Origin of the sequence: Pseudomonas aylmerensis (genome assembly GCF_001702265.1) — a bacterium.
GTDB lineage: Bacteria > Pseudomonadota > Gammaproteobacteria > Pseudomonadales > Pseudomonadaceae > Aquipseudomonas > Aquipseudomonas aylmerensis.
The window spans coordinates 126,261-148,464 of sequence record NZ_MAUE01000025.1; the positions used below are offsets into that span (position 1 = coordinate 126,261).

At 58.3% G+C, this 22,204-nt stretch carries 28 protein-coding genes; 5 read left to right on the top strand and 23 right to left on the bottom strand.

From position 1 onward, the window contains the following. Positions 1–13: 13 nt before the first annotated feature. From umuC to BBG20_RS17360, 3 genes are all read right to left on the bottom strand, one after another. Positions 14–1,288 carry a translesion error-prone DNA polymerase V subunit UmuC gene (gene umuC / locus BBG20_RS17350; protein WP_065905480.1) on the bottom strand — a complete coding sequence of 425 codons (1,275 nt, stop codon included), beginning with the start codon at positions 1,286–1,288 and terminating at the stop codon, positions 14–16. Next, positions 1,281–1,706, bottom strand: a complete 426-nt coding sequence (locus BBG20_RS17355) for a LexA family protein (RefSeq protein ID WP_065905481.1) — start codon at positions 1,704–1,706, stop codon at positions 1,281–1,283. The genes umuC and BBG20_RS17355 overlap by 8 nt, the downstream gene beginning before the upstream one ends. 96 nt (positions 1,707–1,802) lie before the next feature. Next, positions 1,803–2,012: a hypothetical protein gene (locus tag BBG20_RS17360; RefSeq protein WP_065905482.1), complete on the bottom strand. Its 210-nt coding sequence runs from the start codon at positions 2,010–2,012 to the stop codon at positions 1,803–1,805. An 84-nt stretch (positions 2,013–2,096) separates the two neighbouring features. Here BBG20_RS17360 and BBG20_RS17365 point away from each other — a divergent pair, with 84 nt between their 5' ends. The 3 genes from BBG20_RS17365 to BBG20_RS17370 all read left to right on the top strand — a co-directional run bounded on the left by BBG20_RS17365 (position 2,097) and on the right by BBG20_RS17370 (position 4,212). Then, complete coding sequence (locus BBG20_RS17365) at positions 2,097–2,774, top strand: SOS response-associated peptidase family protein (protein WP_065905483.1); 678 nt, start codon at positions 2,097–2,099, stop codon at positions 2,772–2,774. Positions 2,775–3,115: 341 nt separating this feature from the next. Continuing rightward, positions 3,116–3,472, top strand: coding sequence for a hypothetical protein (locus BBG20_RS31905; protein ID WP_083221415.1), 357 nt, complete (start codon positions 3,116–3,118; stop codon positions 3,470–3,472). Between the two features lie 353 nt (positions 3,473–3,825). Beyond that, on the top strand, positions 3,826–4,212 hold the full coding sequence (locus tag BBG20_RS17370; RefSeq protein ID WP_065905484.1) for a hypothetical protein: 387 nt from the start codon (positions 3,826–3,828) through the stop codon (positions 4,210–4,212). Positions 4,213–4,261: 49 nt separating this feature from the next. Here the strand turns inward: BBG20_RS17370 and BBG20_RS17375 are convergent, their stop codons facing one another. Both BBG20_RS17375 and BBG20_RS17380 read right to left on the bottom strand, forming a co-directional pair. Beyond that, complete coding sequence (locus BBG20_RS17375) at positions 4,262–4,738, bottom strand: DUF2514 family protein (protein ID WP_065905485.1); 477 nt, start codon at positions 4,736–4,738, stop codon at positions 4,262–4,264. After that, positions 4,735–5,268, bottom strand: coding sequence for a glycoside hydrolase family 19 protein (locus BBG20_RS17380; protein ID WP_065905486.1), 534 nt, complete (start codon positions 5,266–5,268; stop codon positions 4,735–4,737). The genes BBG20_RS17375 and BBG20_RS17380 overlap by 4 nt, the downstream gene beginning before the upstream one ends. Before the next feature lie 151 nt (positions 5,269–5,419). On the opposite strand from BBG20_RS17380, the gene BBG20_RS17385 reads away from it, so the two are divergent. Continuing rightward, positions 5,420–5,746, top strand: coding sequence for a hypothetical protein (locus BBG20_RS17385; RefSeq protein WP_141697297.1), 327 nt, complete (start codon positions 5,420–5,422; stop codon positions 5,744–5,746). A gap of 32 nt (positions 5,747–5,778) precedes the next feature. Here the strand turns inward: BBG20_RS17385 and BBG20_RS17390 are convergent, their stop codons facing one another. The 6 genes from BBG20_RS17390 to BBG20_RS17415 form a co-directional block, all read right to left on the bottom strand. Continuing rightward, positions 5,779–6,153: a hypothetical protein gene (locus BBG20_RS17390; protein WP_226939997.1), complete on the bottom strand. Its 375-nt coding sequence runs from the start codon at positions 6,151–6,153 to the stop codon at positions 5,779–5,781. Positions 6,154–6,158: 5 nt separating this feature from the next. Continuing rightward, positions 6,159–7,340: a hypothetical protein gene (locus BBG20_RS33215; protein ID WP_226939998.1), complete on the bottom strand. Its 1,182-nt coding sequence runs from the start codon at positions 7,338–7,340 to the stop codon at positions 6,159–6,161. Positions 7,341–7,349: 9 nt separating this feature from the next. Then, positions 7,350–8,006, bottom strand: coding sequence for a hypothetical protein (locus BBG20_RS17400; protein ID WP_065905490.1), 657 nt, complete (start codon positions 8,004–8,006; stop codon positions 7,350–7,352). A 334-nt stretch (positions 8,007–8,340) separates the two neighbouring features. Next, the gene (locus BBG20_RS17405) at positions 8,341–11,913 is read right to left on the bottom strand and encodes a host specificity protein J (protein ID WP_065905491.1); all 3,573 of its coding nucleotides are present in this window, start codon (positions 11,911–11,913) and stop codon (positions 8,341–8,343) included. Positions 11,914–11,972: 59 nt separating this feature from the next. Next, positions 11,973–12,566, bottom strand: a complete 594-nt coding sequence (locus tag BBG20_RS17410; protein ID WP_065905492.1) for a tail assembly protein — start codon at positions 12,564–12,566, stop codon at positions 11,973–11,975. A 55-nt stretch (positions 12,567–12,621) separates the two neighbouring features. Next, positions 12,622–13,044, bottom strand: a complete 423-nt coding sequence (locus tag BBG20_RS17415) for a hypothetical protein (protein ID WP_065905493.1) — start codon at positions 13,042–13,044, stop codon at positions 12,622–12,624. Positions 13,045–13,182: 138 nt separating this feature from the next. Between BBG20_RS17415 and BBG20_RS32605 the strand changes: the two genes are divergently transcribed. Then, entirely contained in the window at positions 13,183–13,686 is a 504-nt protein-coding gene (locus tag BBG20_RS32605; protein ID WP_141697298.1) for a hypothetical protein, read from the top strand. Here the strand turns inward: BBG20_RS32605 and BBG20_RS17420 are convergent. The 12 genes from BBG20_RS17420 to BBG20_RS17475 form a co-directional block, all read right to left on the bottom strand. After that, on the bottom strand, positions 13,643–14,434 hold the full coding sequence (locus BBG20_RS17420; RefSeq protein ID WP_065905494.1) for a C40 family peptidase: 792 nt from the start codon (positions 14,432–14,434) through the stop codon (positions 13,643–13,645). The two genes, BBG20_RS32605 and BBG20_RS17420, sit on opposite strands and share 44 nt — an antisense overlap. Positions 14,435–14,436: 2 nt before the next feature. Next, positions 14,437–15,189, bottom strand: coding sequence for a phage minor tail protein L (locus tag BBG20_RS17425; protein ID WP_065905495.1), 753 nt, complete (start codon positions 15,187–15,189; stop codon positions 14,437–14,439). An 11-nt stretch (positions 15,190–15,200) separates the two neighbouring features. Continuing rightward, complete coding sequence (locus BBG20_RS17430) at positions 15,201–15,539, bottom strand: phage tail protein (RefSeq protein WP_065905539.1); 339 nt, start codon at positions 15,537–15,539, stop codon at positions 15,201–15,203. After that, positions 15,539–18,589: a phage tail tape measure protein gene (locus tag BBG20_RS17435; protein WP_065905496.1), complete on the bottom strand. Its 3,051-nt coding sequence runs from the start codon at positions 18,587–18,589 to the stop codon at positions 15,539–15,541. Before BBG20_RS17435 ends, BBG20_RS17430 begins: the two co-directional genes overlap by 1 nt. A gap of 27 nt (positions 18,590–18,616) precedes the next feature. Beyond that, a complete protein-coding gene (locus tag BBG20_RS17440) occupies positions 18,617–18,919 on the bottom strand; it encodes a DUF1799 domain-containing protein (RefSeq protein WP_065905540.1) in 303 nt (100 codons plus the stop codon). Between the two features lie 17 nt (positions 18,920–18,936). Beyond that, on the bottom strand, positions 18,937–19,317 hold the full coding sequence (locus tag BBG20_RS17445; protein ID WP_065905497.1) for a phage tail assembly chaperone: 381 nt from the start codon (positions 19,315–19,317) through the stop codon (positions 18,937–18,939). Positions 19,318–19,319: 2 nt separating this feature from the next. Next, positions 19,320–19,991 carry a phage tail protein gene (locus tag BBG20_RS17450; protein ID WP_065905498.1) on the bottom strand — a complete coding sequence of 224 codons (672 nt, stop codon included), beginning with the start codon at positions 19,989–19,991 and terminating at the stop codon, positions 19,320–19,322. Positions 19,992–20,059: 68 nt separating this feature from the next. Continuing rightward, positions 20,060–20,479: a phage tail terminator-like protein gene (locus tag BBG20_RS17455; protein ID WP_065905499.1), complete on the bottom strand. Its 420-nt coding sequence runs from the start codon at positions 20,477–20,479 to the stop codon at positions 20,060–20,062. After that, entirely contained in the window at positions 20,476–21,060 is a 585-nt protein-coding gene (locus BBG20_RS17460; protein ID WP_065905500.1) for a hypothetical protein, read from the bottom strand. The genes BBG20_RS17455 and BBG20_RS17460 overlap by 4 nt, the downstream gene beginning before the upstream one ends. Before the next feature lies 1 nt (position 21,061). Then, positions 21,062–21,454 (bottom strand): hypothetical protein, encoded by a 393-nt coding sequence (locus BBG20_RS17465; protein WP_065905501.1) that lies wholly within the window; start codon positions 21,452–21,454, stop codon positions 21,062–21,064. Positions 21,455–21,456: 2 nt separating this feature from the next. Next, on the bottom strand, positions 21,457–21,834 hold the full coding sequence (locus tag BBG20_RS17470) for a hypothetical protein (protein WP_065905502.1): 378 nt from the start codon (positions 21,832–21,834) through the stop codon (positions 21,457–21,459). A 10-nt stretch (positions 21,835–21,844) separates the two neighbouring features. After that, complete coding sequence (locus BBG20_RS17475; RefSeq protein ID WP_065905503.1) at positions 21,845–22,150, bottom strand: HeH/LEM domain-containing protein; 306 nt, start codon at positions 22,148–22,150, stop codon at positions 21,845–21,847. Positions 22,151–22,204: the final 54 nt, after the last annotated feature.

The window sequence follows — 22,204 nt, forward strand, 5'->3', positions numbered from 1 at the left end:
GCTGAGCGCTTCATTACTTGCAAGCAACCGACCACAGCTGATCGAGCTTCGTGGTGTAGCTCTGGCTCATCATTTCCCGGCGCATCCCCCACTCAGGGTTCGTCGGCACACTGGCCGACCTCAGTGTTCCCCTCCCCCATTTTTCATTGATCTGGTCCAGCACGCTCATCACCCGGGTGGCCTCGGCCGGCTGGGACACCGCGAATAGATCGTCCGTGTATTCGCCTGGCTGGCACAGGTTGAGCAACATCACCTCGGCCTTGCTGTATTTGAATCCAGGGCGGTAGATGTGGTCGAGGGCATCGACGGCGGCTTTGGTCAGCAGCCGCACGTCGTCGGTCGGGTACGGCATATCCACCACTACCCCGTTGGCGTATTTCGCCTCATCCGGATTGAACATGCCGGTGCGGATGCAGACCCGGACTTTCTTGCAGAGCGAGTTTTGCGCGCGGAGCTTTTCTGAGGCCCGCATCATGTAAGTGGCCACGGCCTCCTTGATCGGCGCCAGGTCGGTCAACCGCTTACCAAACATCCGACTGCAGCAGATCTCCTGCTTCGGTGGGTCGGGCTCGTCCAACTCGAGGCAGGATGTGCCTGCTAGTTCCCGTGCCGTCTTCTCGATCACAACACTGAATTTCTTGCGGAGCGTCCAGGGGTCGGCCTTGGCCAGGTCCATCGCTGTCTTGATGCCCATCGTGTCCAGGTGGAGCTTCATTTTTCGGCCAACACCCCAGACCTCGGACACATCGGTATTGCGCAGCACCCAGTCCCGTTTGATTGGATCAGTGATGTTCACCACGCCACCGGTTTGGGCCTGCAAGCGCTTGGCGGTGTGGTTCGCAAGCTTTGCCAGCGTCTTTGTATTGGCGATGCCGACGCCGACGGGGATGCCGGTGCACCGCAGCACCTGCGCGCGGATCTGCCGGCCGAGCGCGTCAAGCCCTCCAATACCGGTGAGGTCAGCAAAGGCTTCGTCGATGCTGTAGATCTCGACTGCGGGCACCATGCTCTCTATCAGCGACATCACTCTCTCGCTCATGTCGCCGTAAAGCGCGTAGTTCGACGAGAACGGGACGATTCCATGCTGTTTGAGCTTCTGTTTAATCTGGAAATACGGCTCGCCCATCTTGATAAAGGGCTTGGCGTCGTAGCTTCGGGCAATCACGCAGCCGTCGTTGTTGCTCAGCACGACAATCGGCGTTTTAGCGAGGTCCGGCCGGAATACACGCTCGCAACTTGCGTAGAAGCTGTTGCAGTCGATCAGAGCGAATACTGGCGGATTAGACATGGCTGCGCACAGTGCTGGTGATCACGCCCCAGATCGATAGCTCGTCGCCTTCCAGCACGTATCGCGCCGGGTACTTCGGGTTTTCGGAAAGCAGTATCACCTCCTTGCCGCGCTTGCAGAGCCGCTTGCACATGGGGTCGTTGTTCAGGAGGGCAACAACTATGTGCCCGTGCGCAGGCTCAATTGAGCGATCCACCACTGCCAGGTCGCCTTCGAAAATCCCCGCGCCCTGCATGCTCTCACCCGTAATCATCACCAGGTAGACATGGGGCGCCCTGATATTCAGTACTTCATCTAGGGAAATGTGCTGCTCGATGTGATCGGCCGCCGGGGACGGGAAACCGGCCGGCACATGAAACGAGCAGAGAGGCAGTTTTGCACCGCCGCCCGCAATTGGGCCCAGAATGTTGAAGCTCATGGTGCTGCCTTATGCAAATACTGTACGAATGTACAGTTAATATCGCATATGGCTTGCGGTCAATTTGGTGTAAGAGATATCTGACAGGCGGCCGCGTCAGCCCAACTCATCTGCGTACGCGGCGACAGCCTCTTCTGTGAGTTCCCGCCACTCGTCGCTGTCGATTATGCCGCGCTCTTTCATGTCGTCAGCCAGCGACAGGCGCCTCTCGTAACGCTCTTCCGGCGTGGCTGAGATGAAGTCCGGATCGTTTCGCAGGGAAAACCACGCCTCCATTGCGTTGATTTGATCGATGTTGATTGCCATGACGAATACCCGGGGCCAGTGTCTACAGTGTAGAGATTGGCCTGGCCCTCAGCTGTTCACTGGGGCCGACGAGCGGAGACGACTATGTGCGGAAGACTTTCCCAGTACAGCGGCATCCATGACTTTGTTGCGGCTTTGAGCATGCCCAATGCCCTGGCGAACTCCGTCGGTGAATTGCCGCTCGAGCGCTACAACGTCGCACCGACAACCCAAGTCGCCCTGCTCCACCTGCAGGGCGATCTTTTGCACGCCGACCTGGTGCGCTGGGGATGGAGACCGCACTGGGCCAAAGACCGAGCCGCCCCCATCAATGCCCGCGTCGAGAAGGTGGCCCACGGCCCGTTCTTCAGGGCGATCTGGCCACACAGGGCAATCACGCCGATCGATAACTGGTTTGAGTGGGTGGACGAAGGCGGACCGAAGAAACAGCCCTACCTGATACGCCGGCGGGATGGCGAGCCCGTGCTGTGCGCAGCCATTGGCCAACTACCAGACAGCGATGAAGGCCCGGGGGAGCATGACGGATTCGTGATCATCACCGCCGACAGCGCTGGCGGCATGGTGGACATCCACGACCGGCGCCCGGTGGTGCTGACGCCGAACCTGGCTCGGGAATGGTTGGACCCGGATACGCCCAAGGAGCGTGCCGAGCAGATGTTGCTGCAGCAGGGCGAGCCGGCCGAGGCCTTCGAATGGTTTAAGGTCGGCCCGGCGGTGGGCAACGTGCGGAACAAAGGGTCGGAGCTGATCAGCCCAATTTAAAACCCCTCACCCCACTACTGTAGCGGCATGGGCTGGAGACGGTCGCGCGCCGCTGACTGCGTGGCTTACAACGACCCGCTGTCTAAAACGGGCCAGTGTGATAGCGCCTGTTTCGCCCAATGAAACCGTGATAAGTCGAGGTAGTTTTAGACAGACTTTTGACTATTGCACGCCACGAATTATGTGGATGTAAAGCGTGGCGCGGAATGACGCCCGCCGGTAAGTGTTGTGCCGCCATGTCGCCCTGGCGGAGATACCTCGCGAAGCCCGGAACACTTCACTTATTGATGCCAATATGATGTCATTAGCAACTTAATCGCTCAGCAAATGACAAGGTAAGCATGGCTATTGAAACGGATGACGCAATTGCTGCTGGTGTAGGGGCTGCCGCCGGAGCGGGGATTGGTGGATTTATTGGTGTCACAGGCGCAGCTACATCTGCTTCAGCTACTGCGGCTGCGGCACTTGGAACGGCTGGAGCTGGTGCAGCCGCGACAACAGCTGCCCTGGCAACTGCTGGTGGAGGAGCCGTAGCGGCTGGCGGAGCGGGAATGGCAGGCGGGGTCTCTGTAATTGCAGGTACCGCTGCTGCGGCAAGCGCAGTGCCAGTTGTCGGCTGGGTGGTAGGCGGAACCTTAGCAATTGGGCTTGGTGGTTATTTCGCTTACAAGTACGGTAAAAAGCTTCTCGATGATTGACCGCCTTGCCTGCTGACCAGTCTATTCCGCTTAGCCATACGTGCATTGTTTCGAAAAATCTGGGCCCTGCCCTATTCCGTTTTTCTCACATGAGTTAAGCGCGTGTTGATTTTTGCACCCACAAATGTAGGCCAGCGATTGGTCGCCCTGACGTAGCCTGACACGCCCGCAGTGCGATCAGTCCTTGGTCGCCGGCATCGGTGATGGCGACAATTCGTTGGGCACGCTCTGAGCGAGACCTTCACCGACAGCCGTCACCAGAGCCCTATCGTTCACCTTCAGGCTGTTGGCCTTGAGCAAGCACGCGGCGAGTCGACTAGTAGACAGCCGACATCAACTCAGGAAGCGCTATCATGTACTCAGAACCCTTCGACATAATTTTTGCCCGACGCCGTTTGAACTTTGACGACGACAGCACCCGCGCTTACTTTTTGGAAGTGCCCCCACAGGTCGGTGACTCACTGATTATTTATATGGGGCAAGGCCACATGAACCATTACACATTGGCTCGAGTGAGCGGCGTTCGGCTCACCAAGCAATGCAAACCGTCAAAAATTTATCTTGATAAAAGCGGCTCTCTTGGCGGTGGATGTGCGTTCTGGATCAGTGGCAAGAACTACGCCGAACCCACGGGACAGACGAAGCTGATTCCATTGGTTCCGACAATCGCCAATTTGTTGGCCCATGACAGAGACATCATTCTGGACGACGAGAAGCTACGCAGCCTGTTAAGCGCCTAGTGATTTGGCGGCGGAGTCAGGTTAGCTGCGCTTCACAGATCAGCTCCAGTCATTTGACCAAGGCAGCATATGACGCCTCACAGGCTTGACCAGCTATTCGGGCTCGGTCATAAGCAACCGCCAGCTCTCCCGCTCTTTTGTCAGCCCGCTGGAGCAGGTCGGAGAGCACCATAGCGGCGCGGGTGGCTGACGCGCCTCGTTGGGCAGCTCCGGGATCGCCGCAGGAAGTGGCGGCAAACTGGTTGGCTTCGACGTGCAACCGGTCACCAGCAGCATCAGCGGCACCAGCATCAACATCTGCAGCCTTGTTCTGTTCTCGCGCATTGCTTGCTTCCTTATTCACGCTTGCCTGACGGCGCTGTTCTTCTTGGCGAGCGTCGTCGCCCGCATTTTTGAGGGCGACAGCTTGATCCCTGTCGATCTCGGCAAGCTGCTCTCCGTAGCGCCAGTCCTGCACCTGCCAAGTGCCAGCGGCGGTGATCACCATCGCCAGCAGAATCGCGGCCAGGATCTGCCCGGGCGTCATGCCAGCACCTTCAACGCCTTCTCGTACAGCGCCTGGCGATCGGCCAACCCATTCAGGCCGCCATTGATGCGACGGGTGATCTTCACGAACTCGCCCTGATCCGCCAACGTATTCAGCCCGCGCATCGACCAGAACCAGGCCGCCGACATCGCGGCGTACTGCGGTTGTTCCAACAGTGTGGGTTGATTGATCAGGTCCAGGCCCAGCGCCTCGCCGCAAGCCGCATTGTTCGCACGGCCCGTTATCTGGATCAGGCCCCGGCCACGGTATTTGGAGCCATCACCCGGCACGGTATTGCCGAGATCGACGCGGCCTTCGTAGCCGGCCTGCTGCGCCGTCGGCCCCCAGATCTCGCGCACGTAGCGCAACTGGCCTGACTCATGCCCGACCTGGGCGATAAATGCGGCGATACGCAGCTTGGTAACGATCCCGTACTTGCCCATGGCAGCATTCAGGACAGGAACAAAAACGCCGGCTTGGCGGCCGGCGTTCGGTAGAATCTGCAGCAACTGCTGCTGGATGATGGGCATGCTTGTCTCCAGATAATAAGCTTATAATAGGGTTGGATGTTTAAGAGTTTTTCAGTCGGCGACAAATGATGCGTCTACGGAAATTCAGATATCACTTGGTAGCGCGCTAAAAAACTGCGCAGATATAAACCGGAAATTTTAGGGACGAAATATGACCGATGAAAATTTTTACCTAAGTTCAAATCAAGCCGACTTGCTTAGCTGCCTTTATAGAGCTGTAAACCGCTATAAAACAAACAGAATGTGGACCCCTAACAGTTTGGAAATAGCCAAGTATGCCGAGCACTTATTCCCGGATATCGGAAAAATAAATGTGACAGATATAAAAGATTTTATCACATCATCCGAAGCGATAGTGCTAGTCAGAGCGCATCCCCTGCCTAATCTGAAAACCAGCTTTAATGAGGCCATCGTTAAGACCGAAAAATATCAGGAACTTAGTGATTTTCTGCTCACCGCGAAGATGGAAACCTACTAAGCACGAAATAGCCATCTAGCATGGATATCTACTCACTGTGGTTTAATCGGTCGACTCTCTTTTTTGGGAAAATCAGGGTTATCAGCCGTCCACTTTCGTAGGGCCAGCCAATACTTCTGCCACTGCTGGGCAGTGCCGGGAATGCCTTCCTCCCCGTACTCGATGGCAGTGACGTTTTGCTGGGCCAGTGGCATTTGCGAGTCGCGCCACTGGTTTTCTGTGAGAATGTTCTCGGCGTAAATGACATCCTTCGGCACTTCCCATTCGCCGGTCATTAGCGCCTGATGCCTATCACTAGGGCGATCGTAAACCATTTGCACAATTGTTCCGCCTATAAGTAGTGCGTATTCGTCAATATCAATCTCCTCAGCTAGATTGACCACAAATCCTTCATTGTTAAATAACATCCTCATCATCTTCCTCCAGTAATTGAAACGCCGTAGAAAGGACGATCAATAAAAGCTCCGCTAACCCTGTTTACTACGTCAACATAGGCAAGATTTAGAGCCACAGGATACGCCTGATTCCCCTGATCTGTAGCAATCAATGCATTAGATAAACATACCGGCACGTAGTTAACGTTCGTCATAGGAGTAATGAAATTTATGCGATAAGTTCCGACAGCACTGCGAGTCACACTTGCGACATTGTAGCTTCCTTTGATCGCACCAGTTATCCCGTCAAAGTTAACCCATGCCGTAGATAGTTGCTGTGGAGACCCGGTCATCTTTGAATCCAAGGCCGTCTTGAGGTCCGCCTGATCCGAGAGCGTTCCGGTAATCGCCCCCCAGATGCCGCCCGTTGGCAATGGCACCCATGTTCCCGCACCACTCAATACTTTCAGTCGATCAGCGATTGAGGCCACAGGCACCAAACCTTTGACACCCGCAGCAGTTGGCGTTGCGCCCACCATTGCCGCGAGGCCTTGCCTCAACTTGTCGAATCCATCAGCAGTCAGAGCGCGCAGCGAAGTGATGTCGTTGTTGTCACCGCTCGCTGCCTTGCCTTCGGTAACCTCTTCAGCGCGGTCTGCGGAGTCTTTAGCCGCAGCAGCTGAAGCTGCCGCCGCTTGCTCCGACTGGATAATAGAATCACGAGCTGTTTCAGACCGTTCGGCAGCCTCCCCGGACGTCTGGGCTGAGCTCTGGCTTTGCTGAGCGGCCAGCTGCGCGGCGTTCTTGTTGTCACTCGAAGCCTCAGCGGCAGTGGTTGCGATGTCCGCCTGATCAGTGGCCACAGCCTTCGACTGCCCTGCTGACTGTGCCGCCTCGGTTGCGGCCGCAACCTGCTCCTGCATGTCAGCAACGCCACTCGCAATCACCTGAGTGGCAGCCCGCAAGGCATCAGCCGAATCTTTGACGTACCCCTGCATAGGCGCCAGCGAGTAAGCACCCGCAGTCACGGCTGCGCCCTGATAATCTGGCGCGACCGAGAGCGCCGTATTACTGGCGATATTGATGACTTCGTACCACTCACCGTCAGGCCCGCGGAACGCATCACCGACGCGAGCGTTCGCGATGAAGGATGTGCCAGTGCCGAGCACGGCATTGCTGCCAGGTGTCACAGCAACTGTGCCTGTTTTGTACCAGGTCATATAAATCCCCTAAGAAATAGGCTTGGCGAAAACTACAGGTGTGTAAAGGGAGGTTTGGATGTCAACGCCAATGACCTGCATGACCAGCCTGTTGTTTCCGTAGTCCCAGACTGCATACATGTTGCCTTGCCGAGATGTGCTGCCAGCAATATCCATTGCAATGTTGTTTAACAACATATAATCACCTATATTTAATGGGCTATATGCTGTCCAGCTAAGTCTAAAGACCCCCTGGCTAGTTTGTTCAGCACCGAGATAACTCCAGCCCGTGATAGTGCGTGTGAACTGTGCAGCGGGAGTTCCACTATCAAACAGTAGTTTTGATGTGGCATCCCAAATTCGAAACCCATACCTCGCCGTAGGTTCCGACTTGAACGCTGCAGCAAACCACGCCCCTGATGTGCCCACGCCGGAGATGCCTCTGAAGGAAAACCCCGTCCAAGCGCCAGCGGATCCTGTGATCAAGCAGAAGCAAAGCGTGTTCGATTGGTTCAACCTGACGAAGACAAGAGGCGGCTCAACGGAGTTTATTACTTTCGCAAATGGAACAAACACACCCGATCCGTTACCGCTCCATGTGCCTCTATCTAGAGTTACAAGTCTGGCAAACTCGGAGTCAAGCACCACAACGTCATCGTTATTTGAGAACTCAATACCAAAAGACATCACCTGTACCTCATAACGAGCAGTCTTTGCACTGCAATACCAAGCGGACCAGAATTTGTACTCGGCTGGCCGAAGAACAACGTAACACCGCCATTGCCCACAATTGGTGTGTATTGAATTCCTCTATTGTCTTGTGCGTCGGTAGGATATGCCGCAACGGGAATGCAAACCGCCGAATGCGTTGCGGGTGTTACCCCAGCGATTGGTATAAATATCGACCGACTTTGAATTGCTGCTGTTTTTTGAACAAGTGCCGAGTAGGTGATCCTCACGGTGAATGAATTCTCATCAAGCTCAAGGGCGCCGGTCGCGCCCCATACCCGTATGCCGTAACTCATGCCTCAAGATCCCCCCACTGGAAGCGTTTCTTGTCGTTCTCGTCATAGACCTTCCCGCCACGATTATTGATGGTCTGACGGCCACCTACGCCAACGGTGCTGTTTAACTCGAACTCTCCGGTGACGAAATTGATCATCAGCCCCAATCGCCCTGGGACATAGTTCTCCGATTGGATGCTTTGGGTGAGCTTCGCTACACCAATCGAAGCATCCTGGATGAACGCCGAGCGCATGAAGACTTGCCCATCCTGCACCGTGAATGGCGTGAACACCTGGCCCCCGGCCAACGTGCTGACAATGGCGAAACGATCGGCACTCACGAGGAACTGGCTTTGAAGCACACCTTCTTCATCCTGCTCGATACCCAAGCCAAAGCCGGCAGCAACCAATTGGCCGTCGGCATTCACCTGCATCTTCACGGAGTACATCGTTTTGAACTTGCCGTCGGTATCGGCCTGGGCCTCGCTCACGACCTGCACGGCCGCCGAAGTCTCTCCGATTTCTGCCCTGACCTGCTGAATTGCCTGAGAAGTCGCCTCGCGATCCGTAACCACCACGCTTTCGAGTTCGCTCACCGAGCCACTGACTTCGCCCACCTCAGCAGTGAGCTCGGTCTGGCGCTGCACCATGGCCGCATTCTGCGAGGCGCGCGTCTTCACTTCTTGCGCAAAGCTCGCCGAAGCGTTGTAGCCCTGAAGCGCATCTGCGAGGTCGCCCTCCCCGGTGTCATCCCGATATGCCGCCTGCAAAGCCTGAAGGCTCGACGCGGCCGCCATGACCACTCCATCCAGCTCGGTGATGCTGGTGGTGTTGATCTCAACCTGGCGCGCCAGTCCGTTGGCAGTGACAAGCACCTGGCCCACGTCCACCCAGTACGCAGCGTTCGGCGGCGAAGTATCGACCGGCACTAACTGCGTGGCCTGGTAGATCCGCTTGCCAACCACCACCAGGTCGCCCTCAAGGTAGACAGACTCCGGGTCGTATGCCGACAGCCCATCAAGCGCATCGATCTGCGCCTGCAGGCCTGGGATCTTGTCGATCTCGTCGTTGATGTCCTGGCCGAGCTCCGTGCGCCCGACCTGGCCGGCGATCAGGTCCAGCACCGGCGCCGCATCGGCGCTGGCCATCCCCATCACACCGTTGCCGTCTGGATAGAACGGCCCGATATTCCCGGTCCGGTCCACCAGGCGCGCCCAGAAGAAGAACTGCGCGCCAGCCTTGAGGGCCTGCATGCTGTAGTCCGCCTGGGGGTAGGTCAGGTCGGTCAGCTTGGTAGCCGACGCCAAATCATTCGCCTGCCCATACCAAAATTCCGTCCGCTGGGTATCTTCTGCACCTGGTGGGAAACCTACTTTCAAACCGATACCGAACAGTTCGCTGGTGGTGGTCAGGAACGCCACCGCCGGCGGCAAGCCAATCTTCCCTTCCAGGTTGGTCAGATTGGAGCTCTTCCAGATCGAAGAGATCTCGAAGGCGCTCACCGAGCGAACGCGGGCAAGGTAGGCGCCCGAGTAAGTGCCGGTGACGTCCACGCTTGTCGCGCCCGTTCGCTGCAGCTTGATCCAGTTGCCGCTGTCCTTTCGCCACTCCACGTCATAAGCGACAGCGCCCGCCACAGCAGGCCATGAGATGTTCATGGTGCTGATCGCCAGGCCCTGATCCACGGAGTAGTTCGACGTGATGTCGACGCTCGCAGGAGCGGGAACAACGGTGATAGGCACAACACTGATTGGCCGCTCTTCCAGGCGGGCACCGGTGTCGATGTGATCGAACTTGCTCGGGTCGTACTGAACTGCCGAGATTTCAAACACACCAGGCTCCGGCCGCGCCACGCTGACCACGCGATAAAGCGGGATGGCCAGGTCGTCAGCATCCAGCGCCCACACCAGCTCACGCTCCGGCGGCACGGAATAAGCTACGGTGACGGTGACCTGCCGACCGCTGACCAACTGCACGGTGCGGCCCTCGCACTTGCCGTCCGGCAGGTTGAGGATAAGCCGATCACCAGGCTTGGCCTGGGTGTCCCGGTCCAGGGTGATGACCTTGCCATTCACCGCCGAGATACGACCGCCAACCGGCCGACCGGCTAGCAGCTCGTCGGCGATCGGGATCACGTAGCCAGGCAGCGGGATGCGCCCGTCGAGGCCGACCTTGAAGGTAACCGCCCGATCCTTGGAGTTCGTGAGCAGCGCCCACTTGCCCCGGCGCTGGGCCTCGGATTCGCGGGTGCAGGCAATAGCGCTTATCTCTAGCGGGTTGTCGCCGTAGCGCCGCTGCAACTTGGCATCGGTCACAGCTGTGACGTCGGTGTCGAAGTTGTTCCCCGGGTTGTCGTAGCTGATCAGCGCCCGCGTGTAGCGGGTGCGCTCCGATGCGCTCGAGTAGGTGAACTTGCCATCGATGACATTCGCCCGGGTGTAGGCAAAGTCGAAGTCGGTAGCGCGCGGCATATCCGCCAGGGTAAAGACCTGACCCTGGGCCCAGTAAGTCATGCCTCGATAGATCGCCGAGATATCACGCAACAGCGACCAGGCGTCGGCCTTGCTCTGCAGGTTCAGGTTGCAAATGAAGCGCGGTTCCTGGCCACCCTTCCCGTCCGGCACCAGCTGGTCGCAGTACTGCGAGATGCGGTAGAGCTCCCACTTGTCCACCATCCACGGCTTGATACGACGGCCAAGGCCGAAACGGTCGTTCGTGGTGATGCCGTAAGTGTGCCAAACAGGGTTGTCGGTCCAGGCTTCCTTAAAGGTTCCGTCCCAGATACCTGTGTAGGTGCGCGACCTGGTGTCGTAGTTGCTCGGCACCTGCCATTTCCGGCCATCGCATTCGATCGTCACTGCCGGGATGCTGCGGAACTGCTCAGCAGAAAACTCGATGTAAAGCAGCGCGGTGTTCGGGTACCGGATCTTGGCGTCGATCACCTCGGTGAAGCCGGCAATCTGCATGGTGTCGGAGATTTTGTTGTTGTTCTGGTTTGCAGTCAGTCGGGTGATCCGCAGAAGCCACCCGGTTGTCGCGCGCGGCAGATTGATGCGGCGAGTTCTCTCGTACAGGCTGGTGGTCTTGCCGGACACCGCCTCGTTCAAAACCTCCTGGTATGTGCCCCCATCCGTTGTGAGTTCGACTTTATACCCGATCGTGTAGCCGTTGATGTTGCCGCCGGAATCCACCGATTGGAGCGCAGGCCAGGCAAAGCGCACACGGACAGCCGAGAGCTGGGTATTAGTGATTGCTCGAACCCACGGCGTGCCGCTGCGCAGCTCCGTGCTGATGGTTGTTTCGTTCTCGACCGATGGGATGCCCTGGATATAGGACTGGTCCACAGCCCCGCTGCGCCACTCCCACTTCACGTTCGGGAAGTTCATGTTCCCCTGCGGGTCTTGCAGCGGCGTATTGTCGAGAAAGATGTCCTTGGCAGTCGGAGCACCGTCAAACTCACCCTCACCCACCGCAATGAGCATTTTCGCAATGGCGACGGAACGCAGGCTGTCTGGTGCCTCGGTTGGGGTTTTAGGCTTCTCGGAACCGCCCTTGGCACCATAAACATCGATCTTGCGTGCTGCGCCCATGCTTTTCTCCAGGCATAAAAAAACCGCCTCTTGGGCGGCTTCAGTTTTTCGGGTGTTGGCTACATCTGGTCTTCGGCGTAAATGGCGGCGCTGATGATCGCACCACCCCAGCGTCGCCGGCCTGCACACAGTGAAACAGGATTGCCGGAGGCCGTTGTGTTCTTCGCGCTGCCGAAGGCGTAGCCGGGGGTGTTCTCGGGCGCTGCGCTTGTCTTGAGTCCGCCGGCCTGGGGGCTGAGCATCTGGATCACGCCACCGGCTACAAGGCCGATACCCGCGCCAATCAGTGGCGTACCGAAGGGTGTAGCGGAAAAGATGACACCGACAACGATCAGGATCGCGCCGACGATGGTCTGAAGCACGCCGCCGCGCTTGCTGCCCACTACCACGGGGGCAATACGAATGTCGCCGGCACCGTTGTAGCTCAACTCCCTCTCACCAATGTTGCGTTTATCGCGGAACACAGCGAACTCCAACCCTCGCGACTTGGCGTTTGATAGGAAGCGCTCAAAACCGGGGATCTGGATACACAGCGCCTTAATTGCCTCTGCCGGGGACCTCACCGCGAGCCGGAAAGACTTCCCGAACTGCCGTAACTGCCCGTGCAGACGAATCGTTGTCATAGGTTGGTAATTGATCGCTGACGCGTGCATCTTTTTCTCCAGGCGATAAAAAACCGCCCGGAGGCGGCTTTATGATTTTCGTTTTTCAGTCGTAGTCGACATAGGGGCCGATGTAGAAGCCGGCCATGTCTCCGCTGATTCGATAAAGGCTTTCCTTACCTGGCTGCACCGTTGCTGCGATGGTACGGATTGCGGCACCTGCGCACAGACCTGATCCGGCGAGGCCGGCGCCTATATTTGGCGAGCCTGGCGGAAGATAAAAGGTCGCACGCTGACCCGTACCAATTTTCGCAGCCTTGCGCCCATCTACATAGACGACGATATCGCAGCCAGAACCTACGGCGCCGGAGTCGCGCACAACAGTAATTCTCCCGCTTTCGCCAGATGGCTTGGACTGGAAAGCATAAACCTCATCAGCCGGCACCGGCTTTGCGTCTCGCACTGAAATTGCCGTGGAGGCGCACCCCGCCAGCATCGCCACCGCTGCCGCCGCTATCAAAATCCGCATGTCGTTCCCTCTTTGGTTTGGCTGAACTGTAGCACCGGTTGGCGTGGGGCAGAATTGCTCCATGTTTCGGCATACTCCGAAGGTGCAAAAAAGAAGGCCTTTCGCTATCATTCGGCCTTTTACTAAAGAGAATACTCAATGAGCGGTGCTAACTGGGTTGCTGTCGTGTCTGTCATTTTTACATCGCTTACGGCTGGGTATGCAACTTACGAAAACAATCAAACAAATAAAGAACTAGAAAAACTAAAGCAAGAAAGTGCTCTTTCGATTGAGAGGCTGAAGCAGGAACAATTATTAGCATTAGAAAATGTTAAGTCCGCCAAAGAAAAAGAGTCACTTCTTCAAGAAAGAGAGTTCAACGCCCGAACCAAGTACTGCAATGACGCACTAAATATATACAAGCAGCTTGGCGATGCAACTATCGCAGCAAATGATTTTGAGCGCGAGATTAGAACACCTGCAAAAAAATTAAAGTCAAAGCTGCAAATACAAGCCTTGGCGTATCTTGATGAAGGCATTTACAATAAGTATTTGAAAACCTCAGCAAATATCACTGACCCCGAGGATAACACCATGATCGCATCACTTGCAGTGCAAGTTAGACGGTGCGCTGCGACGAAGCCAGGCGTTCCTGAACAATAGTCTTTCTATGTCTGAGAATCAGGCGCGCCCGGTCATGCCATGGGCCGCCAAAGACGATAATTTCCGACGGCCTGCCGTACAGGTGGTGCAACAGGAACGGGCCTGGGCCGAACACACCTGAATCCTCACCAGGCAGCGACGGTTCGGTGCCAAGGTATATGCCAGCGTGGTTCGGGTGAGCCGTCCGGCCAACCTGCATAACGATCATGTCACCGCGCAGCGGTCGGTCGACGCGTACAAACCCGGCTGCCTCGTAGTGCTGCTCGTATAGGCTGGCGTTCTCCGCACTCTCCCACCAGCCATCGGTGCGCTGGAAGGCTTCGAACTCCAAACCCCATTCCCGCGCGTACCAATCAGCGCAGACCTGCCAGCAGTCCCACGCGCCGTGCACGAACGGGCGATTGAGTAGCGGCGTGCTGGCCGTGGGAGTGATTGTGCGCATGTCGCCCTCGGGCCAAGACAGAATGTGCCAGGGCAAGGCCGTAGCCTCACACATGGCCAGATCGTGGGGTGACGGCCTGCTGGTGGCGTCCGGGTGTGAGTGAACGATGCCTATCACCTCGCCCAGGTCTTCCGCCGCAACATAGTCCTCTGGATCAAGGCGGAACTCTTCGTTCGGTTCCGTGGCGATGTTCCGACACGGGAAGTACTTCTGCTTGCGGCCGATGGCCAGCAGCAACCCGCAGCACTCTTTCGGGTACTGAGCCGCCGCGTGCGCCTGGATGGCCGCAATGATGTGCTTGCGCATGGTCAACTCCGGGCGATTAGGGACACGGCGGGGAATCCACCGAAGGACAGTTCGTTGTTCTCGCCGAAGCGCAGCTTGCAGGACGACAGGCACCCCTTGCACTGGTCCAGTGCTGGGTCATCCGTGGGGTTGTCCTCGTCGTCGAACATGGCCGCGCCGGTGTAGCCGCAGTCCGGCCCCCGGTAACCATTGGTCATGGCCCAGTGGCAGAACGTTGTCATCTGGCGGCCGGGCAATCCGTGATTGTCGATCTCTCCCGGGGAGGAAAGCTCCCAGACCACGGCTTCCCCGTCCTCGCTGGTTTTCTGGTCGATATACCAGATCTCCAGCGCCTCTTGAGCCGGGTCTGCGGTTGGGTTGCCGTCCGGAAAGTTGGCTGCATCCAGGTACTGGGCCAGGGTCTCTCGGACTGTGAGCTTGAACTTGAGCATGTCCTCGAAGGCCAGGCACAGCGCCGTGACGCGCCCGTTGACGTTGCCGGCGGCGAAGGTCGGCCGAGAGGCGGTGCCGTCGCTGCTCGAGGAAATACCCTCAATCTGCACCGGCCAGGCTGCGTACTCCTGCCCCTGCCAGATAATAGACTTGGCGGGCAGGTCCTCTTCGGAGCCCTCGTAGGCCAGCAATTCCTCTGGTGTGTGCGGGATAGCGTGGCCGTGGAATCGCAAGTAATCGGCGCCGTATTCGGTACCGTCAATTTCGAACAGGCGAATCTCGCCGCCGGGCACCAGTTTCTGGATGTCCGTGATCAGTGCCATGGGCGGTTATCTCAGGGGTGGAAGGTTTGCTGGAAAGTCGCGGTGATGGCGTAGACCTGGCCACCGCGGTGCACTGGCTTGTAGCCGTTGCACTTGTAGAGCCCAAGCACGCCAAGAGGTGGCGTCCAGAGAAACGCCTTTGCCCCTTTGTGCTTGTCGAGGAACTTCCTGATCTCCAGGATTCGCGCGGCCATACCGGTAAACGTCACCGGCCAGGATTCCGACTGATTGTTCAGTCCGTCCTCGACCGTCTGCTCATAGCCATCGCCAAACTTTTTGGCCCGGACGCGCTGGGTGATATCACCCTCCGCGCCCTTCTCCGTTGCCCAGATGAATCGCTCGATAGCCATCATCGCCCCTTGATTGCATTGTTGATGACGCCGCCCTGGCGCATATCCTTAGAGCGCAGTTCCTGATATTTCTGCTCTACGAACGTCGCCAGTTCCTTGCCGAAGAGGTCGTAGCCAGGTGCGTCGGCGGTGGACGATGCATTGCCATCGCCATCGATGTGCACCTCGACATTGATCTGCGTTCCGCCAGCCCCACCGCCGCCCATGGCCATAACCCCAAGCTTGCCGCTCGAAGTCCGGGTCAGGGGCATAATTGCCTCCTCCCCAGCCTCGCCCATGACGCCGGTCTTGCCATTGGCCATGCCGAACGCTGTGGGCTTGCTGACGATGGAGTTCGTGAAGGCACCGCCATCGGCAAACAGCTGCACACCGCCCGACCAGGCGCCGCCCTTTGCTTGCGGGAAGTATGTGCTGGAATAACCGTCTGCAGATGCACCGAGGTTCGACGAATTCGCCCCTGCTGAACCCGCAGCCAGCCCATTTCCACCACCGCCGCCACTGAAGTAGCTGAGGCCAGCACCAAACAGGCTGCTGAGCAGAGCTGAACTTGCCTGCCGAGTGGCAATGCGCGCCATGTCGGCGAGGATTGATTTAGCGAAGTCAGCAAACGACAGCTTCCCAGTCATGGCGAAGTTGACGACTGCATCCTCCATGGAGCTGAAAGCGTTACCGAACAGCGTCTTAGTCTGGCCAGCAATGTTCCTCGCCGAATCCAGATAATTCGCCCAAGCCGACGTAGCACCATTGGTCCAGTCGCCCTGAGCGGCCTCAACGTCCGCATAGTTTTGCCGGATCTGGTCGGTAGCCGCCTTGTTCGCGTCAGCGAGCGCCTGCGACTTCCGCTTGAACTCCTCTTCCGACATGTTGCGCGACGGGTCGGACTTTTGGTTGGCGAGTTCCAGCGACTGCTGAGCAAACCGGTCTTGCTGGCTATTCAGTTCGCCGCTGAGCGCGTTCTGGCGATCGCCCTGCCCCACGCCGAGCACTGCGCGCTGGCCTGCCAGTTCCAAAGCCCGCTGTTGCTGGCCCAACGCCTGCACGTAAGTGCTGATCGCCCGCTCCTGCTTGGCGAGTCGCCCAGTCTCATTGGTCGCCAACACCTCAAGCTGGCTGTCGGCATCCTTCTGCGCCTTGACCATCCCTGCGCGTGCGTCAGCGATCTTCTGGTCCAGCTGGATGCTTTGCGCGGCCGACGTTGTCTTCTTGCCCTTGGCGGCTTCCAGCGCGGCAATCTCGGCCTGGTAGGCTGCCGTCGTTTGGTCGAGTTGGTTGCCGATCAGCGCCTGGCGCCGCAGCAGATAATCTTCCTCAGACAGCAGGCCAGCCTTCTGCGCCGCCTCCAGTTCCTTTTGGTAGTTTTTGTAGATGTCAGTGATCGCCGCCAGGTCGTTTTTGGCGTTGTTGAAACTGGTCAGATCGACCTGGGTGCCGGCGGCCTTCGGGTCCTTGAACTTGTCGTTGATGTTGGCGATATTTTTGTCGACCGTCGCCTGGGCCAGGCGCGGATCGTTCGGCGCTACCTTGCGGATATCGTCGAGTTGTTTTTTGTAGTCCTTGAGTGCGTCGGTACGCTTCTGCTCATTCGTCCAAGAGGACTTGGTGAGGGCGTCAACCTTTTGCATCGAGGTGATCGCGGCTTGTTGGGCTTTTGCCTGATCGCCTTCCAGCTTTGCAATTTCAGCCTGTGCCGCCTTCTGGTCCTCAAGCATATTCAAGCGGTTTTGATAGAGATCAATCATCTCCTGCTTGTTTTGGAACAGACCAACGTCGCCGGACTGCGCGCTCGCCAGGTCTCGGCGTGCCTGCTCAATATCTGCGCCAATGTCCGGGCGCCCGATGTTCTTGAGGCTGTCAGCAGCGCGTGCGACCGCGTTGTAACCTTTCTCCCAGAAGCTCAGGTTCTCCAAAATCTTCGGCGTGCGCTCGTTGATCGCGTCAGCGTAAGACTCGGTCGCAAGCTTTACGGCGCCAGCATGGTCGCGCTGCTCTTCCAGCGCGGCGATCTGTGAGAACACCGAAGCCGTAAGATAGTGATACTGCTCATTCAGAGCAGCGGAAGCCTTAACCGGGTCGTCGGCAAGCTTCACGAACTCGGCGACTGTCTCGCTGACGGCTTTACCGGTGGCCTCCTGCATCGACACGGCGGCCTGGGTGATACCCTCGAAACTCTCGCCGGCGATCTTGCCGTTGTCCGCCAGCATTGCCAGGACTGCGGCGGCCTGGCCGGTAGTGCCCACAGTTGCGCTGACCTGGCGCGCCATTTCACCCAGCTGGCCCGCACTCACACCGGCAAAGTTACCGGTGAGGATCAGTGACTTGCTGTAGTTGTCCTGTTCTTCACTGCCCTTGTGGTAGGCGTAGGCCAGTCCACCGACAGCAGCTGTTGCAAGCGCCAGCGGTCCCAGGATGGCGAGCAACCCGGCAGCGCCTGCTCCAGCCCCGGCCCCCAGTTGAGCAACCGCACGCACGCCGCTACCCAAGTCACCCGAGGAAAGAGCATTACCCAACTGAACGACGTTTTCCTGCGCCTGGCGGGTGCCGAGGCGTAGCTTGTCGAAGCCCGTGGTGGTCTTTTCGAGTTTGGCGTAGTCCTTGTCGATCTTACCCAGGGCAGTGTTGTACTGATCCTGGCTGATGCGGCCGGCGTCCAGGTGTTTGCCCAGTTGCTCGACCTGCGTATCTAGCTTCGCCAGTGCAGCACGGGCCGGGTCGATGGCACCCAGAAGGCTGTTCAGGGCCTTTTGCTCGTCCATGGCGGACTTGGCCAGGGCTACCTGCTGCTTGTCGAGCTGCGCCGAGATCTTCGCTGCCTCGGCCTCGCCATAGGCGCCGGTCTTGGTCAGCTTGGCGAGAGCGTCACGCTGCTTTGCCAGGTCCTGGGTGGTTTTGGCGCTGGTGGACAGCGACTTTTCCAGCGCCTGCATTTCGTTCATCAGCGAAGCAGCGGACTGCTCGGCCCGGCCGCCGGCCTTCGCCATTTCATCCAGACTCGTTTTCGCCTGGATTGCATCGGCCGAGTCGATCTTGACGCCGAGTTCTGCAATGTTCATCGACTCACCTTGAATAAGTGCCCGTGGTTACGCGCTGTTTTCCCTTTCCTCCGCCATAACGCGCAGGGCTTCGCCTTCCAGCACCTGAAGGTCAGGGAAGATTTCAGCGAGTTTCTTTTTCTTGATGCCGAGGAACCCGGCCACGTCGCGGATGCAGCTGTAGTCGAGACCGATCGCGCCGCCAGCGCCCGCCCGCCACTGAGTCGACATCCGGTTGAAAAGGAAAAAAGCCGGCCAAAGGCACGGCCAAATCTCGAACTCTTCTTCCATATCCTCAGCATCCAGGCCGAACACGGCGAGTTGCTCCGCGTCTGGTGGGGGCTCATACAGAGCGCGGGCGGCGCGAATCAGTTTCCCGTGCGAGCCTTGGCGAAAGCTGCTTGGTAGGCGTCCACAACAGCCTCGGCTGTGCCGTGGCACGAGGTCACCAGCGCCTTGATGCTCTCGTCATTGAACTTGTCGTCGAACCCCCAGCCGACCACCAGATCCTTTATCTGGTGTACCTGGTGCTCGGTGTCGAGGGCCACCACATCAGAGAGAGAGGGCTTGTCTCCGAGACGCTCAACCCCTTCCTTGCGGCGCTGATTCCATTCATCAAAAAGTGCGGCAAGGTCAACCCGATCGCGATACTTGAAGGTGAACTCAACCTTCGCGGGCGCTTGCCCAACGACGGGAATGAGTACCAGCCCTTTGAACGTCGGGGCCTGAGCAATCTTGAACTTCGCCATAATCAGCTCCCACCGCCGGCCGCTACTGGAGCGCGATACGCGGTGATTTCAGCATTGATGGTGAAACCGAAAGCAACAGCCGCACCTTCGTTGCGCACCAGCGTTGGGCTCTTGTTGAACGATGGATAGCCGGCGTAGTAGATCGTCTTGCCGTTGGGCAGCGACATACGCAGGATCCGCACTTCCTTCTCGCGGTCGGCCTTGTCCAGTTCGTCGTACCAGGCAAGGCTGTCGTCGTCAGCGAGCTGGAACGAAAAAGACTGAGCGTTCTTGGTGGTTGGGATCTGCTTGTCACGGCGCGCCTCGAGCGGTGCGTAGGTCCAGTACTGCTGCTCCCCCCCGGACATCGAGTTGCCAATCACCTGATTCACCGCAACCCAGCCGGTGACCTTTTTGGCAGTGCCCGCGCTGATGCCGTCCGGGAAGAACGACGTGTTGGAAGTATCGATACCTTCCAGAGTGAAGGCTCCCGCAGCGGCTGCAGCGACACGCACGGCGCGCTCGTTGATATCTTCCCAGCCGGAAGTAATTAGCAGGATGTCGCCATTGGCAAAGCCGTTGGCAAGCGCAGTGGCGACACCAGGGTTCGCGTTCGTGATGCTGGTGATCACCTTCGCAGCAGCAAAGCCGGTCGAGAGCGCCAGTGTGGCCCCGTTGGGGAAGTAAACAGACATGGGTTTTCCTCTTTGCAGAAATGACAAAACCCGCATAGGGCGGGTTCAGGATTTGCCCAACGGGCGGGTTACGGCGTGGTGTCGGATCGGTAGGAGAACGACAGCGGGACGGTGTAGGTTGAGTCGCCCGTGATGCCGGGTCCCTGGTCAACAGGTGTCATCGGCGTAACGACGAACCCGTTTTTGGTATCCCGCACGTAAAGCGGGAACAGGGAAGTCAGCTCATCCGCAATCGGATTGGTCTTGGTCTTACCGGTGCCTGCCGGCGCGATGATGCTGATCTGAAACACGCCAGTGAACAGCCGGTGGTCGCCGCCGAGCGTGTTGCTCGCGGTGTCGCCCGGGATCGTGAAAGCCCGCAGGTAGGTCTCGCCCACCATCGGTGTGTACGCCGTGTTCTCGAAGACGATCTTCAACTTCTCCGACCTGGCAGCGTTCCAGGCGATGAGCTTGGCCTCGTAGATTGAAGCGATGATTGCGTGACTCATACCTGGTTGTTCCTGATGGCCTCCAGCACGATCTGCTGGAAGCGAGCCACAGTTACCCGGACCATGCCGCCGGGGGCCTGAGTGGAATGGCCGAACTCCAGCGGAATCGCATAGGGCAAGTTGTTGATGATGTAGGCCATCTGGCCGGCGGTGAAATCGCTCATCGCAGCGACCAGGGCAGCCACTGTCTCGGTGCCGCTCGGGTCAACCTCATCGAACGTGACGCTCTCGACCACGCCGAGCGAGATGTGCCAGTTCGCACGGAACCGGCCGCCGACATAGCCCTCTGGCGCCTTGATGTCCATGCCGTCGTTGAGCTTGCGGCCCTTCTTGAGCCTGCCGCCCTTCGTGAGGTTGGCCGGGTCACTACGCAGCGCGCTGTTGTGATCGTCGACGGCCTTGTTGTACTGGGTGGCCACTGCGTTCTGCGCCCAGATCTCCGGGTTACCCACGGGAGACATGCGGATCAGGCTGCTTCCGACCTCGATGATGATTTCACGCACGCTGGCATCGATGGCTTCGCTGGTCTGGGCGGCGAACTCGGCCAGGCTCAGGGCGAAGCTGCCGGATTGAGTCGCCATGTCATTTCCTCAGTTGCGCCGTCCACGTCGCATCAGCCGGGTCGGCGGACAAGTTCATCACCCGCAACCCGTTGACGATATCGCCAATAGCCGGGGCAGCCGGTACCGCCGTCGGAACGCCAGCCTCCGATACGAACAGCTCGTTTTGCAGCACCAGCAGCTTCTTGTCGCTGGTCTGGATGAGGGAGCCGTCTATTTCTTTGGACAGGTAGCTGCCAAGAACGCCGCGCCCCGAGTACGTCACGGTGATCTCCGGCGTTTCGCCGCCCAGGTCAGGGTCGTACTCGCCCGCCACCTTGCGCACGCCTGTGACCGGCTTGACTGCGTCGGCCAAGCCATCAGGATCGTTGAACGCTTCGGCCAGTTCGGCCTGGATATCTTCACGCATGCCCACGGTCAGACCCTCTTCAGCATCATCACGCCGGAGCGCTTGATCCACGGCTCCAGTAAGGCCAGGGCGAAGTTCACGCCCGCCGACTGATCGGTAGAGCCCGCCACGTAGGTCTTGCTCACGGACGTGCCGGACTGCGCGGATACTGTCTTGCTCTGCACTTCCTTCTGCGTGGCCGTGTACAGCTTGCCCGCCGCTGCCTCTTTGGCAACCTGGGCGCCGGCTATTTTGATCTCGGCCGGAACCGGATCAGGAACAGCCCGCTTAATCTTGGCTGTGAGCCAGGCATTGGCCATGGCCACAGCAAGGACCGGATCACCGGTGCCGGCCCAGTCAGGACCCAGCGAGGCATCAACATCGGCAACGGTGATGAAGTCGGTCATGTGTTTGTCCTTATTCCGCTGGCACCAGGGCCTGCAGGTCTTCTTTCTTGGCAGTCGCGTCGAAGGCAATGCCTTTGGCGGTCAGCCACTCTTTCAGCTCGGGGACCTTCATTTTGAGAGGGTCGGTTTCAGGTGCTTCCTGCTCCTTGCCGTCGGAAACCTTGATGCCGACGGCCTGGTAAGCATCGAAGATATCCGGCGCATCGCCATCGACGACCACCTCAGTGGCGGAACCGATGACACCGAAGAATTCACTCAGCAGGCGGTAGCACACGCCGCGCTCTTTGCCCAGCTTGTCCGTGTAGATCACTTTCATGAGTCACCTCAAAAGCATCCCGGCGTCCATAAAGACGCCAGGTTGTGTGGGCCG

Bases quoted from the DNA above. Each gene is read 5' to 3' on its own strand.
- umuC (WP_065905480.1), bottom strand. From the start codon at position 1,288: ATGTCTAATCCGCCAGTATTCGCTCTGATCGACTGCAACAGCTTCTAC.
- BBG20_RS17355 (WP_065905481.1), bottom strand. From the start codon at position 1,706: ATGAGCTTCAACATTCTGGGCCCAATTGCGGGCGGCGGTGCAAAACTG.
- BBG20_RS17360 (WP_065905482.1), bottom strand. From the start codon at position 2,012: ATGGCAATCAACATCGATCAAATCAACGCAATGGAGGCGTGGTTTTCC.
- BBG20_RS17365 (WP_065905483.1), top strand. From the start codon at position 2,097: ATGTGCGGAAGACTTTCCCAGTACAGCGGCATCCATGACTTTGTTGCG.
- BBG20_RS31905 (WP_083221415.1), top strand. From the start codon at position 3,116: ATGGCTATTGAAACGGATGACGCAATTGCTGCTGGTGTAGGGGCTGCC.
- BBG20_RS17370 (WP_065905484.1), top strand. From the start codon at position 3,826: ATGTACTCAGAACCCTTCGACATAATTTTTGCCCGACGCCGTTTGAAC.
- BBG20_RS17375 (WP_065905485.1), bottom strand. From the start codon at position 4,738: ATGACGCCCGGGCAGATCCTGGCCGCGATTCTGCTGGCGATGGTGATC.
- BBG20_RS17380 (WP_065905486.1), bottom strand. From the start codon at position 5,268: ATGCCCATCATCCAGCAGCAGTTGCTGCAGATTCTACCGAACGCCGGC.
- BBG20_RS17385 (WP_141697297.1), top strand. From the start codon at position 5,420: ATGACCGATGAAAATTTTTACCTAAGTTCAAATCAAGCCGACTTGCTT.
- BBG20_RS17390 (WP_226939997.1), bottom strand. From the start codon at position 6,153: ATGTTATTTAACAATGAAGGATTTGTGGTCAATCTAGCTGAGGAGATT.
- BBG20_RS33215 (WP_226939998.1), bottom strand. From the start codon at position 7,340: ATGACCTGGTACAAAACAGGCACAGTTGCTGTGACACCTGGCAGCAAT.
- BBG20_RS17400 (WP_065905490.1), bottom strand. From the start codon at position 8,006: ATGTCTTTTGGTATTGAGTTCTCAAATAACGATGACGTTGTGGTGCTT.
- BBG20_RS17405 (WP_065905491.1), bottom strand. From the start codon at position 11,913: ATGGGCGCAGCACGCAAGATCGATGTTTATGGTGCCAAGGGCGGTTCC.
- BBG20_RS17410 (WP_065905492.1), bottom strand. From the start codon at position 12,566: ATGCACGCGTCAGCGATCAATTACCAACCTATGACAACGATTCGTCTG.
- BBG20_RS17415 (WP_065905493.1), bottom strand. From the start codon at position 13,044: ATGCGGATTTTGATAGCGGCGGCAGCGGTGGCGATGCTGGCGGGGTGC.
- BBG20_RS32605 (WP_141697298.1), top strand. From the start codon at position 13,183: ATGAGCGGTGCTAACTGGGTTGCTGTCGTGTCTGTCATTTTTACATCG.
- BBG20_RS17420 (WP_065905494.1), bottom strand. From the start codon at position 14,434: ATGCGCAAGCACATCATTGCGGCCATCCAGGCGCACGCGGCGGCTCAG.
- BBG20_RS17425 (WP_065905495.1), bottom strand. From the start codon at position 15,189: ATGGCACTGATCACGGACATCCAGAAACTGGTGCCCGGCGGCGAGATT.
- BBG20_RS17430 (WP_065905539.1), bottom strand. From the start codon at position 15,539: ATGGCTATCGAGCGATTCATCTGGGCAACGGAGAAGGGCGCGGAGGGT.
- BBG20_RS17435 (WP_065905496.1), bottom strand. From the start codon at position 18,589: ATGAACATTGCAGAACTCGGCGTCAAGATCGACTCGGCCGATGCAATC.
- BBG20_RS17445 (WP_065905497.1), bottom strand. From the start codon at position 19,317: ATGGCGAAGTTCAAGATTGCTCAGGCCCCGACGTTCAAAGGGCTGGTA.
- BBG20_RS17450 (WP_065905498.1), bottom strand. From the start codon at position 19,991: ATGTCTGTTTACTTCCCCAACGGGGCCACACTGGCGCTCTCGACCGGC.
- BBG20_RS17455 (WP_065905499.1), bottom strand. From the start codon at position 20,479: ATGAGTCACGCAATCATCGCTTCAATCTACGAGGCCAAGCTCATCGCC.
- BBG20_RS17460 (WP_065905500.1), bottom strand. From the start codon at position 21,060: ATGGCGACTCAATCCGGCAGCTTCGCCCTGAGCCTGGCCGAGTTCGCC.
- BBG20_RS17470 (WP_065905502.1), bottom strand. From the start codon at position 21,834: ATGACCGACTTCATCACCGTTGCCGATGTTGATGCCTCGCTGGGTCCT.
- BBG20_RS17475 (WP_065905503.1), bottom strand. From the start codon at position 22,150: ATGAAAGTGATCTACACGGACAAGCTGGGCAAAGAGCGCGGCGTGTGC.